This window comes from Streptomyces sp. NPDC057939 (genome assembly GCF_042887545.1).
GTDB lineage: Bacteria > Actinomycetota > Actinomycetes > Streptomycetales > Streptomycetaceae > Streptomyces.
Map to the genome: position 1 here is coordinate 1 of NZ_JBHVPG010000104.1, position 11,455 is coordinate 11,455.

An 11,455-nucleotide genomic window follows, 5' to 3' on the forward strand; every position below is an offset into this window, starting at 1 on the left:
TTGGCGTTGATTTTTGGCACGCTGTTGAGTTCTCAAGGAACGGACGCTTCCTTTGTACTCACCCTCTCGGGCTTTCCTCCGGGCTTTCGTTCTGTGTTCTTGCGTTTCCGACTCTATCAGACTCTCTCGGGCCCGATTTCCTCGGTGCTTTCCAGGTCCTGCGCTTTTGCGCTTTCTCTTTCCGGCGATTCCGACTCTATCAGATCCTTTCGGGCCTGACTCCCAGTCAGCGGGGTTTGTCCTCCGGGCTGTTGGGCCCTTCCGACGAGTGAGACAGTAGCGGATTCCCTGCCCCCGAAGCCAATCGGCGGCTGCGTCCTGGGACGCGGATTCCTCATTCGCAAATACGCATGAAAACGAGACGACAACTTGAGTCGTTCGTTCGAATGTGTGGTGCGGGATGGCTGTCCGGGGACCGACCGGGGTCGGCGCTCACTTCGGACAACTCGAAGAACCTTACGGATCGGGCACGGGTGTGTCAACCCTCGGCTGACCCCGCGTGAACCACGGGACCGAAGGGGCGGCGGACTGCGGGGTCGTGGACGGAAAACGCTCCGCCCGGCGGCGCCCCCGGGCTACGGTGGCTCGTATGACTACGCATGTGATCACGCTCGACCTTCGCTGGTGGGCCGCCTGACGGCGGCCGACCTTCCACGCGAGCACACATGCGTTCACGGCCGCCGCCACGGCGGCCGTTCCTGTTTCTCCCCTCCCGGGAGTGGCTCGGTCGCCCGACGCGGCGGCCACGACACCACACACAGAGGGAGCGGGACATGACGAGGATCTTCAGCGGGGTCAAGCCGACCGGGCACCTGACCCTGGGGAACTACCTGGGGGCCGTGCGGCAGTGGGTCGCCGCCGAGCAGAAGCCCGACGACGCGCTGTTCTGCGTCGTCGATCTGCACGCCCTCACCGTCGAGCACGATCCGGCGCGGGTGCGCCGGCTCAGCAGGCAGGCCGCGACGCTGTTGCTCGCCGCCGGGCTGGGCCCCGACAAATGCACGCTGTTCGTGCAGAGCCACGTGGACGAGCACACGCGGCTCGCCTACCTCCTGGAGTGCACCGCCTCGGACGGCGAGCTGCGCCGGATGATCCAGTACCGGGAGAAGGCCGTGAAGGCGCAGGACGCCGGGGAGGGAGTACGGCTGTCGTTGCTCACCTATCCCGTGCTGATGGCCGCCGACATCCTGGCGTACGACACCGCCGAGGTGCCGGTCGGTGAGGACCAGCGGCAGCACGTGGAGCTGACCCGGGACCTCGCCGTGCGGTTCAACCAGCGGTACGGGCACACCTTCACCGTGCCCAGGGCCCCGCATCCCCAGGTGGCGGCGCGGGTCATGGACCTCCAGGACCCGACCTCGAAGATGGGGAAGTCCCACGAGAGCGGTGCGGGGATCGTCTACCTGCTCGACGAGCCGGCGGTGATCCGCAAGAAGGTGATGCGCGCCGTGACCGACAGCGGTGCGGACGGCGTGGTCTACGACCGGACCGCGCGCCCGGGAGTCGCGAACCTCCTCGACGTCCTCGCGGCCTGCACCGGCGGCGAGCCGGCGGTGCTCGCGCGGGGGTACGCGCAGTACGGGCCCTTGAAGCGGGACGTCGCCGACGCCGTGGTGGAGCTGCTGCGGCCCCTGCGGGAGCGGCACGCGGAGATCTCCGCCGATCCCGGAGAGGTGGAGCGCGTCCTGCGGGAGGGGGCGGGCAGGGCGAGGGCGCTGGCGCGGCCGGTGGTGGACCGGGCGTACGAGGCCATCGGGCTGTTGGCCCCCTGATCCCGTACGCCCTCCCCCGTACGGTCAGCTGTTGCCGGAGGCGAGTTCGCGGCTGCGGTCGCGGGCCGCCTCCAGGGCTGCGATCAGGGCCGCCCGTACGCCGTGCTTCTCCAGCTCGACGATCGCGTTGATGGTCGTACCGGCCGGGGAGGTGACGGCCTCGCGGAGCTTGACCGGGTGCTCGCCGCTGTCGCGGAGCATGACGGCGGCGCCGATGGCGGCCTGGACGATGAGGTCGTGGGCCTGGGCGCGGGGCAGGCCCAGGAGGATGCCGGCGTCCGTCATCGCTTCGACCAGGTAGTAGAAGTAGGCGGGTCCGGAGCCGGAGAGCGCGGTGGCCGCGTCCTGCTGGGATTCGGGGACCCGCAGGGTCTTGCCGACGCCACCGAAGATCTCCTCGGTGTGCTGGAGGTGGGCGGCGGTGGCGTGGCTGCCGGCCGAGATGACGGACATGGCCTCGTCGACGAGGGCCGGGGTGTTCGTCATGACGCGGACGACGGGGGTGCCGGGGGCGAGCCGTTCCTCGAAGAAGGAGGTGGGGATGCCCGCGGCGCCGCTGATGACCAGGCGGTCGGCGGGGATGTGGGGTGCGAGCTCTTCGAGGAGCTTGCCCATGTCCTGCGGCTTGACGGTGAGGATGAGCGTGTCGGCGCGCTTGGCGGCTTCGGCGTTGCTGACGGCCTCGACGCCGTAGCGGGTGCTGAGCTCCTCGGCGCGCTCGGAGCGGCGGGCGGTGACGAGCAGCTTGCCCGCCGGCCGGCCGCCGCGGATCATCCCGCTGAGCAGGGCCTCGCCGATCTTGCCGGTACCGAGGACTGCGACTGTCTGGGTCATGCCGGATTCACCTCGCCGAACGAACGTAAGGACGTACGGGTTCATCCTTGCACCCGGGTGGGGAGCGGCGGGCGGGCGTCCGGTCCGTGGGCGGTGGGGTGCGGCTACGGCGTGCGGCGGCGGAGGGTGGCCGCGCCGAGGACGAGGACGAGCAGGGCGCAGCCGGCGACGACGAGGGCGTCGCGGACGAAGTCGGTGGTCATGTCGGTGTGGGTGAGGACCTGGGTCATGCCGTCGACGGCGTAGGACATGGGCAGGACGTTCGAGAGGCCTTCGAGGACGGGCTGCATGGTGTCGCGGGGCGCGAAGAGTCCGCACAGGAGCAGCTGGGGGAAGACCACGGCCGGCATGAACTGGACGGCCTGGAACTCGGACGCGGCGAAGGCGGAGACGAAGAGGCCGAGGGCGGTGCCGAGGAGGGCGTCGAGGAGGGCGACGAGGAGGAGCAGCCAGGGCGAGCCGATGACGTCGAGGCCGAGGGCCCAGAGGGCGAGTCCGGTGGCGAGGAGGGACTGGACGACGGCGACGGCGCCGAAGGCGAGGGCGTAGCCGGCGATGAGGTCGCCCTTGCCCAGCGGCATGGCGAGGAGGCGTTCCAGGGTGCCCGAGGTGCGTTCGCGCAGGGTGGCGATCGAGGTGATCAGGAACATGGTGATGAGGGGGAAGATCCCGAGGAGGCTCGCGCCGGTCGTGTCGAAGGTCTGCGGGCTGCCGTCGAAGACGTAGCGCAGCAGGGTCAGCATCACCACGGGGACCAGGAGCATCAGCGCGATGGAGCGCGGGTCGTGGCGGAGCTGGCGCAGGACGCGGGCGGCGGTCGCGAGGGTGCGGGCGCCGTTCATCGGCGGGTTCCTTCGGCGGAGGGCGCGGTGGGCGCGGGGGTGGTGGGCGCGGGGGTGGTGGGCGCGGGGGTGGTGGGCGCGGGGGTGGTGGGCGCGGGGGTGGTGGGCGCGGGGGTGGTGGGCGCGGGGGTGGTGGGCGCGCCGGCGGCGTCGTCCACGAGGCGGAGGAAGCCCTCTTCGACGGTGGCGGAGCCGGTGCGGGTGCGCAGGGCGTCGGGGGTGTCCTGGGCGAGGATCCGGCCGTCGCGCATGAGGAGCAGGTCGTGGCAGCGCTCCGCCTCGTCCATGACGTGGGAGGAGACGAGGATCGTGGTGCCGCGGCGGGCGGTGAGGTCGTGGAAGAGGTTCCACAGGTCACGGCGCAGGACGGGGTCGAGGCCGACGGTGGGTTCGTCGAGGACGAGGAGTTCGGGGGTGCCGAGGAGGGCGACGGCGAGGGAGACGCGGCTGCGCTGGCCTCCGGAGAGGTTGCCGGCGAGGGCGTCGGCGCGGGGCGTGAGGTCGACGTCGGCGATGGCGCGGGTGACGGCTTCGGCGCGGCGGCCGGCCGCGGCGCGGCCGGGGTCGAGGACGGCGGCGAAGTAGTCGAGGTTCTGTCGGACGGTGAGGTCGTCGTAGACGGAGGGTGCCTGGGTGACGTAGCCGATCCGGGCGCGGTTCTCGGGGTGGCCGGCGGGGCGGCCGAGGACGTCGAGGGTGCCGGTGACGTGGGCCTGGGTGCCGACGACGGCGCGCATGAGGGTGGACTTGCCGCAGCCGGAGGGGCCGAGGAGACCGGTGATGCGGCCTCGGGGGACGTCGAAGGCGATGGCGTCGAGGACGGTGCGGGGGTTGCGGCCCGTGCCGCGGCGGACGGTGAGGCCGTGGGCGTGGATGGCGGGGGTGTGCAGGGCAGGGGTGTGGGGCGCCGTTCCCTCCGGCGCTTTATTCATCATGTGATGAATAATGCTCCTGGCGGTGCCAGGGCGTCAATCGGCCGGCGGTGCGGACTTGGTGCGCGGTGTTCGGACGGCGGGAGGAGCCGCTACTTCTTGCGCTTGGGGCGACGGGCGGCGGGGTTGCCCGTGCGGCTGCTGCGGCGGCGGTCGAACTCGATGACGGCGCGCTCGTACTCGGCGCGGTGCAGCTTCTCCCCGGGGGCCTCGACGAGGCAGCGCAGGAAGTACGCGATGAGGGAGCCGATGAAACCGATCGCCTTCAGACCCTTGAGGGCGGCCTCGTCGGAGGACGGGGCGGCACGACGACCGAAGGACTCCCAGGTCTTGGCGAAGGCGATGGAACTGGCGATCGCGAAGAGGATGACGACGGAGATGCTGAGGAACGGGCCGACGTTGCCGATCTCCAGGCCCTCGTAGGCGAGGCGCAGCAGGTAGGCGCCGGCGACGGCGGCGACGAGCGCGCCGAGGGCGACCGCGGCGCGGCGCAGGGCGTAGCCGTTGTCGTGGTCCACCCAGGTGGTGCCGAAGAACCGGATCGGCTCGGGCCGGGGGCCGGGCGCGGGCTCGGCGGACGCGGTGGGCGCCGCGGGCGCCGCGGGCGCCGCGGGCACCGCGGGTCCGGCGGGCGGGTTGGCCCCGCCCTTGCCGTTGCCGCCGATCGGGCCGTTGCCCCGGCCGGGCTCCTGGGCCCGGTCCTGGGACCGCCCGCGACCCCGGGCCCGCCCCCGCTCCTGCCCCTGGCTCCGGCTCTGGCTCTGGTCTCGCTGCTGGTCGTCGCTCACAGCAGCGATTATCCCCCGGCGGATCGGGTCGGCCGGGGGCGTCTCGCGTGGCGGAACGGGTGACGGGCGCCGGTCCGGTCCGGGTCCGGGAGGAGTTCCCGGCCGGCGCTCAGCCGCAGCGGCCGGCCACGTAGCCGTCGCTGCCGGTCTTGACGTAGGCATCGGAGACGAACTGGCCGTTGCCGATGCAGTCCCACAGGTCGGTGGTGCCGTACGGGCCGCTGACCGTCGTGCCGGGGCACTGGCAGCGGATCGTGACGGTGGCTCCCAGTGGCAGCACCCGGGCGATCGAGTACTGGGTACCGGGACCCGTGCGGACGTTGACCTGGTGGCCGGGAGCCACCGGGAAGGACGGGAAACCGGAGGCGGCGGCAGCCACCAGGCTTTCCGTCCCCTCGTTCTCCTGGGTCTCCGGCCGGCCGGAAACGTTCTCGACGGACATGTGAAACATCCCCCCTCGGATGTGCCCCTGCGCAACGCGCGCAGGGTGGCGAGCCCTTGGATGTTCCCACGGGCCATCGACTAGGCTCCGGCGGGGGTGGTGAGCAGTGCAGTCGCGGCGTGCGGACTACGCGGGGTTTCCGGAGTACGCCGGGCAGTACCGGCTCGAATCCGTACTCGGCTCCGGCGGCATGGGCGTCGTCCACCTGGCCGCTTCCAGCTCCGGGCTGAAACTCGCCGTCAAGGTCGTGCACGCCCAGCACGCGGTGGATCCGGAGTTCCGGGCGCGGTTCCGGCAGGAGGTCGAGGCCGCCCGGCGGGTGAGCGGGGCGTTCACCGCGCCCGTCGTGGATGCCGATCCGGATGCCGAACGGCCTTGGATGGCAACCCTGTTCATCGACGCCCCGACGCTGTCCGAACGGGTGCGGGAACGGGTGCTGGACGCCGTCGAGCTGACCCGGCTCGCCGCCGGGCTGGCCGAGGCGCTGCGGGACATCCACCGGGCCGGGGTCGTGCACCGGGACCTGAAGCCGAGCAACGTCCTGATGGCCCCGGACGGGGTGCGGGTCATCGACTTCGGGATCTCCCGCCCGGCCGACAGCGACCTGCGCACCGAGACCGGCAAGCTGATCGGGACGCCGCCGTTCATGGCGCCGGAGCAGTTCCAGCGGCCCCGGGAAGTGGGTACGGCCGCCGACGTGTTCGCGCTGGGCGCGGTGCTCGTGCACGCGGCAACGGGACGGGGACCGTTCGACTCCGACAGCCACTACCTCGTCGCGTACCAGGTCGTGCACAGCGAGCCCGATCTGACGGGACTCCCCGCCCGCCTCGTCCCGGTCGTGGCCCGCTGCCTCTCGAAGGATCCCGCGGAACGGCCGACGGGCGACGAGCTGATCGCGGAGATCCGCAGCCTGGGCGGTCGAACGGCGGAGGACACGCAGGCCTTCATACCGCAACCGCGCCCGCCCGTGCCCGACGAGGTCGCCACGCACCAACGGGACGCGGCGCAGGCCGCACCCGAGGTCCCGCCCGGCACCCCGCCGGCGCCCCGCCCCCGGTGGACGGCGCGCAGGACCCTCGTGGCGGGCGGGGTGGCGCTCCTGCTGGCCGTCGCCGCCGCGGGCGGGTACGCGTTCCTCGGAGACCGCGCCGAGGAGGCGGACCAGCAGGTGACGGCCGTGTCGGCGAAGCCCCCCGCGGTCGCGCCGTGGGCGGTGGAGGTGGGCGAACGCGCGGCGGGCAAACGGTTCGCCGCCTGTTCCTGGTTCGCACCGGCCCTCCACTGCTCGGCCCGGGGCACGGCCGTGGTGCGGCTCGACCCGACGGACGGTTCCGTGATGTGGTCGGCCGCCTCTGCGGCTTCCGCCGACCGTACGGCGACGGACAGCGCTCCCGTGTACGGCGGCGGCGTCGTCGTTTCCCTCGCCTCGGGCAGTCGACTGCTGCGCGCCCTGGACCCGGCGGACGGCAAGGAGCGCTGGAGCCGGTCGATGCCCGACGGCACCCGGCTGGTGCCCGCCGGGGAGCGGCTGCTGCTGGTGGGGGCGGGCGGCGAAGTCACCGCCCTCGGCACGGCGTCGGGCACCCCGCAGTGGACGAAGCGGATCGGCGGCCCGGGTGCCGAATGGTCGGCCGGGCCCGACGCCTCGGGGCAGCCGGCGTTGTACGTGGCCACGCGCGACGCGTCCGGCAAGTCGACCCGATTGGCCTCGGTGGACCCCGGGAGCGGACAGGAACGTTGGCACGTCGGCCGGCCCGGACTGCTGCGGCCGACCGGCGTGGCCGGAGGCGCCGTGCACATGCTGGAGATCGATGCCTCCAGCGCGGCCCTCGCGGTCGTACGGGTGGACCTGTCGGGCCGGTTCTTGCAGCGGACGCCGCTGTCGGCTCCGCTGCCCGACGCGGAGGCGACCGTCGGCCCCGACGGGACCGTCTACGCCCTCGGCACCGGGGGCAGGATCGTGGCGGTCGGATCCGACGGGGAGCGCTGGCGGCTGGAGACGGGGACGGCCTCCGCCTCACGCCCCGTGTACGCGGACGGGCGGCTGTACCTGACCACACCGGACGGGCGGCTCCTGGCGGCGGACGCCGTCACCGGGCGGCTCGTGGGACAGACGAAGACCCGCATGGGCAACGGGCAGGACACGTTCAGTTCCGCGATCCCCGCCCCCGTGGTCGCCGACGGCCGGGTCTTCGCTTCCGCGCCCGACGGGAGCGTGTTCGCCGTGGACGCGAAGGACCCCGCCGGGTGGTGACGCGCCCGGCGGGGCTCGGAGCGGTAAGGGGTCAGCCCAGGCGGGAGACGTCGCGGACCGCGCCCTTGTCGGCACTGGTGGCCATCGCCGCGTAGGCGCGCAGGGCCGCGGACACCTTGCGCTCGCGGTCCTTCGGGGCGTAGACGCCGCCCAGGGCCGCGTGACGGGCCGCGAGGGTGGCGTCGTCGACGAGGAGCTCGATCGAACGGTTCGGGATGTCGATCCGGATCCGGTCCCCGTCCTCGACGACGGCGATGGTGCCGCCCGAGGCCGCCTCCGGGGAGGCGTGGCCGATGGACAGGCCCGAGGTGCCGCCGGAGAAACGGCCGTCCGTCACGAGCGCGCAGACCTTGCCGAGGCCGCGGCCCTTGAGGAAGGACGTCGGGTAGAGCATCTCCTGCATCCCGGGGCCGCCGCGCGGGCCCTCGTAGCGGATGACGACGACGTCGCCCGCCTTGATCTCCTTGCGGAGGATCTTGTCGACGGCCTCGTCCTGCGACTCGCAGACGACGGCCGGCCCCTCGAAGGTCCAGATCGACTCGTCGACACCGGCCGTCTTCACGACGCAGCCGTCGACGGCGATGTTGCCGCGCAGGACCGCGAGACCGCCGTCCTTGGAGTACGCGTGCTCCACCGAGCGGATGCAGCCGCCCTCGGCGTCGAGGTCGAGGGTCTCCCAGCGCTCGGACTGCGAGAACGCCGTCGCGGAACGCTTGCAGCCGGGGGCCGCGTGCCACAGCTCCATGGCCGTGGCGGAGGCGGTGCCGGAGCGGGCGTCCCACTCCGCCAGCCAGTCCTCCAGGTTGTCCGAGTGGACGGAGGTGACGTCCTTGTTGAGCAGCCCGCCGCGGTGCAGCTCGCCCAGGATGGCGGGGATGCCGCCGGCCCGGTGGATGTCCTCCATGTAGTACGTGCCGCCGGGCGCCACGTTCGGCGCGACCTTCGACAGGCACGGGACGCGGCGCGACACCTCGTCGATGTCGGTCAGGTCGTACTCCAGGCCCGCCTCCTGCGCCGCGGCCAGCAGGTGCAGGATGGTGTTCGTCGAACCGCCCATCGCGATGTCGAGGGCCATGGCGTTCTCGAAGGCCTGACGGCTGGCGATGTTGCGCGGCAGGACGGACTCGTCGTCGCCCTCGTAGTAGCGCTTGGTGATCTCCACGACCGTACGGCCGGCGTCCTCGTACAGGGCGCGGCGGGCGGTGTGCGTGGCGAGGACCGAGCCGTTGCCCGGGAGGGCCAGGCCGATGGCCTCGGCGAGGCAGTTCATCGAGTTGGCGGTGAACATGCCCGAACACGAACCGCACGTCGGGCAGGCGTTCTCCTCGATCCGCAGGACGTCCTCGTCGGAGACGTTCTCGTTGGAGGCGTCGACCATGGCGTCGATCAGGTCGAGCTTGCGGACGGTGCCGTCGACCAGCGTGGCCTGACCGGCCTCCATCGGGCCGCCCGACACGAACACGACCGGGATGTTGAGGCGCATCGCGGCCATCAGCATGCCGGGGGTGATCTTGTCGCAGTTGGAGATGCAGATCAGCGCGTCGGCGCAGTGCGCCTCGACCATGTACTCCACCGAGTCGGCGATCAGGTCGCGCGAGGGCAGCGAGTACAGCATGCCCGCGTGGCCCATGGCGATGCCGTCGTCGACCGCGATCGTGTTGAACTCGCGCGGGATCGCACCGGCCTCACGAATGGCGTCGGAGACGATCCGACCGACCGGCGCCAGGTGGGTGTGCCCCGGGACGAACTCGGTGAAGGAGTTGGCGACCGCGATGATCGGCTTGCCGATGTCCTCGCTCGCTACGCCCGACGCGCGCATCAGCGCACGTGCGCCTGCCATGTTGCGGCCGTGGGTGACGGTGCGGGACCTCAGCTCGGGCATCGGGTTCACTCCCCATGAGTGCGGCCGGCCCGACGGACGCGGCCGCGACTGTAGATATGAATCAGTTACGAGGCTACGCCTGTCGCCCGCGATACGGACGGGCTGTCCGGATGTCGGGACGGGCGGCTCATTCTTCGGTCAGGTACCGCTGCAGCGTCGGCGCCACCAGCGCCACGATGTCCTCCGGATCCGCCGACGCCATCGGCTCGACCTGGACGACGTAGCGCAGGATCGCGATCCCGACCATGTGCGAGGCGGCCAGCTCCGCCCGGAAGGTGGGCTCGGGCACGTCCAGATCGGCGGCGACCCGCTCCAGGACCCGGCGCAGGATCAGCCCGCGCAGGACCTTCGCCGCCGCCTCGTGGGTGAGGGCGGAACGCATCACGGCGAGCATCGGGGCCCGGGTCACCGGGTTCTCCCAGACGCCGAGGAAGTAGCGGGCGAGCCGCTCCCCGATGCCGTCCGGGCCCTCGCCGACCACCGCCGGGACGACCAGGGCGGGCTCCAGGCTCACCTCGATCGCGGCGGCGAACAGGTCGTCCTTGCTGCCGAAGTAGTGGTGCACGAGCGCCGGGTCCACACCGGCGACCTTCGCGACACCGCGTACGGACGTCTTGTCGTACCCGCGCTCCGCGAACACCTCCCGGGCCGCGAGCCGGATGACCTCCTGGGTGCCGGGACCCTCACCGACCTCGTCCTGCCGGGGCCGGCCGGGACCGCGACGCCGCTTCACGGGCTCGGTCATCGGCGCCGCGCCGGGTCCGCGAGGTGCAGCCGGGTGAAGGCCAGCGCCTCGGCGAGGTCCGCCTCGCGCTCGGCCGAGGACATCGCCCGCCGCGTGTTGACCTCGATGACGATGTGCCCGTCGAAGGACGTACGGGCCAGGCCGGCCAGCAGCTCCGCGCAGGGCTGGCTGCCACGGCCGGGCACCAGGTGTTCGTCCTTCGCCGATCCGTTGCCGTCGGCGAGGTGGATGTGCGCGAGCCGGTCGCCCATCCGGTCGATCATGGCGTTGGCGTCCGTACGGGCGGTCGCGGTGTGGGACAGGTCGACGGTGAAGTGCCGGTAGTCGTCCTTGGTGACGTCCCACTCCGGGGCGTAGGCGAGCATCTCGCGGTCCCGGTAGCGCCACGGGTACATGTTCTCCACGGCGAACCGCACGTCCGTCTCGTCGGCCATCCGCCAGATCCCGGCGACGAAGTCCCGCGAGTACTGCCGCTGCCACCGGAACGGCGGGTGCACGACGACGGTCGACGCCCCGAGCCTCTCGGCCGCCGCCTGGGCCCGCTGGAGCTTGATCCACGGATCCGTCGACCACACGCGCTGGGTGATCAGCAGGCAGGGGGCGTGGACGGCCAGGATCGGCACCTGGTGGTGGTCGGACAACCGGCGCAACGCGTCGACGTCCTGACTGACGGGGTCCGTCCAGACCATGACCTCGACGCCGTCGTACCCGAGGCGCGCGGCGATCTCGAAGGCGGTCGCCGTGGACTCCGGGTACACGGAGGCCGTGGAGAGCGCGACTTTCGGGATCCGGACTGGTTCTGCCACGGGGACAGGTTACGGGGCGGGGGTGGGGTCGGGGGCGGGGGCGCGTGGTGGTCGGGGGGGTCGGGGGCGGGGAGGTTCGGTGGGGGTGGGGTTGTGGTTGGTCGGGGGTGGGGGTGGTCGGTAGCCGCTTGGTCGGGGTCGGGTGTGGTCCGGGGGCT

At 72.3% G+C, this 11,455-nt stretch carries 11 protein-coding genes; 3 read left to right on the plus strand and 8 right to left on the minus strand.

The genetic code is table 11. From position 1 onward, the window contains the following. Both ACFVS6_RS42435 and trpS read left to right on the plus strand, forming a co-directional pair. On the plus strand, positions 1–219 hold a 219-nt coding region (locus tag ACFVS6_RS42435; protein ID WP_389711895.1), incomplete at its 5' end, for a hypothetical protein. 554 nt (positions 220–773) lie between these two features. After that, positions 774–1,772 (plus strand): tryptophan--tRNA ligase, encoded by a 999-nt coding sequence (trpS, locus tag ACFVS6_RS42440; RefSeq protein WP_389711896.1) that lies wholly within the window; start codon positions 774–776, stop codon positions 1,770–1,772. A 24-nt stretch (positions 1,773–1,796) separates the two neighbouring features. Here trpS and proC read toward each other — a convergent pair whose 3' ends face one another. The 5 genes from proC to ACFVS6_RS42465 all read right to left on the minus strand — a co-directional run bounded on the left by proC (position 1,797) and on the right by ACFVS6_RS42465 (position 5,610). Beyond that, positions 1,797–2,606: a pyrroline-5-carboxylate reductase gene (gene proC, locus ACFVS6_RS42445; protein ID WP_389711897.1), complete on the minus strand. Its 810-nt coding sequence runs from the start codon at positions 2,604–2,606 to the stop codon at positions 1,797–1,799. A gap of 104 nt (positions 2,607–2,710) precedes the next feature. Beyond that, entirely contained in the window at positions 2,711–3,448 is a 738-nt protein-coding gene (locus ACFVS6_RS42450; RefSeq protein ID WP_389711898.1) for an ABC transporter permease, read from the minus strand. Further along, positions 3,445–4,383: an ABC transporter ATP-binding protein gene (locus ACFVS6_RS42455; protein WP_389711899.1), complete on the minus strand. Its 939-nt coding sequence runs from the start codon at positions 4,381–4,383 to the stop codon at positions 3,445–3,447. Before ACFVS6_RS42455 ends, ACFVS6_RS42450 begins: the two co-directional genes overlap by 4 nt. An 89-nt stretch (positions 4,384–4,472) precedes the next feature. Continuing rightward, a complete protein-coding gene (locus tag ACFVS6_RS42460) occupies positions 4,473–4,997 on the minus strand; it encodes a hypothetical protein (protein ID WP_389711905.1) in 525 nt (174 codons plus the stop codon). A gap of 280 nt (positions 4,998–5,277) precedes the next feature. Then, positions 5,278–5,610 (minus strand): peptidase, encoded by a 333-nt coding sequence (locus ACFVS6_RS42465; protein ID WP_389711900.1) that lies wholly within the window; start codon positions 5,608–5,610, stop codon positions 5,278–5,280. Positions 5,611–5,716: 106 nt separating this feature from the next. Here ACFVS6_RS42465 and ACFVS6_RS42470 point away from each other — a divergent pair, with 106 nt between their 5' ends. Beyond that, positions 5,717–7,864, plus strand: coding sequence for a serine/threonine-protein kinase (locus ACFVS6_RS42470; RefSeq protein ID WP_389711901.1), 2,148 nt, complete (start codon positions 5,717–5,719; stop codon positions 7,862–7,864). Positions 7,865–7,895: 31 nt separating this feature from the next. On the opposite strand, the gene ilvD is transcribed toward ACFVS6_RS42470, so the two are convergent. From ilvD to ACFVS6_RS42485, 3 genes are all read right to left on the minus strand, one after another. After that, the gene (gene ilvD / locus ACFVS6_RS42475; RefSeq protein WP_389711902.1) at positions 7,896–9,746 is read right to left on the minus strand and encodes a dihydroxy-acid dehydratase; all 1,851 of its coding nucleotides are present in this window, start codon (positions 9,744–9,746) and stop codon (positions 7,896–7,898) included. A gap of 127 nt (positions 9,747–9,873) precedes the next feature. Then, positions 9,874–10,491 carry a TetR family transcriptional regulator gene (locus ACFVS6_RS42480; RefSeq protein ID WP_389711903.1) on the minus strand — a complete coding sequence of 206 codons (618 nt, stop codon included), beginning with the start codon at positions 10,489–10,491 and terminating at the stop codon, positions 9,874–9,876. Then, positions 10,488–11,297, minus strand: a complete 810-nt coding sequence (locus ACFVS6_RS42485) for a sugar phosphate isomerase/epimerase family protein (protein ID WP_389711904.1) — start codon at positions 11,295–11,297, stop codon at positions 10,488–10,490. Before ACFVS6_RS42485 ends, ACFVS6_RS42480 begins: the two co-directional genes overlap by 4 nt. Positions 11,298–11,455: the final 158 nt, after the last annotated feature.

What these genes read in the sequence shown, in the direction of transcription:
- trpS (WP_389711896.1), top strand. Translation starts at nt 774, where the DNA reads ATGACGAGGATCTTCAGCGGGGTCAAGCCGACCGGGCACCTGACCCTG.
- proC (WP_389711897.1), bottom strand. Translation starts at nt 2,606, where the DNA reads ATGACCCAGACAGTCGCAGTCCTCGGTACCGGCAAGATCGGCGAGGCC.
- ACFVS6_RS42450 (WP_389711898.1), bottom strand. Translation starts at nt 3,448, where the DNA reads ATGAACGGCGCCCGCACCCTCGCGACCGCCGCCCGCGTCCTGCGCCAG.
- ACFVS6_RS42455 (WP_389711899.1), bottom strand. Translation starts at nt 4,383, where the DNA reads ATGATGAATAAAGCGCCGGAGGGAACGGCGCCCCACACCCCTGCCCTG.
- ACFVS6_RS42465 (WP_389711900.1), bottom strand. Translation starts at nt 5,610, where the DNA reads ATGTCCGTCGAGAACGTTTCCGGCCGGCCGGAGACCCAGGAGAACGAG.
- ilvD (WP_389711902.1), bottom strand. Translation starts at nt 9,746, where the DNA reads ATGCCCGAGCTGAGGTCCCGCACCGTCACCCACGGCCGCAACATGGCA.
- ACFVS6_RS42480 (WP_389711903.1), bottom strand. Translation starts at nt 10,491, where the DNA reads ATGACCGAGCCCGTGAAGCGGCGTCGCGGTCCCGGCCGGCCCCGGCAG.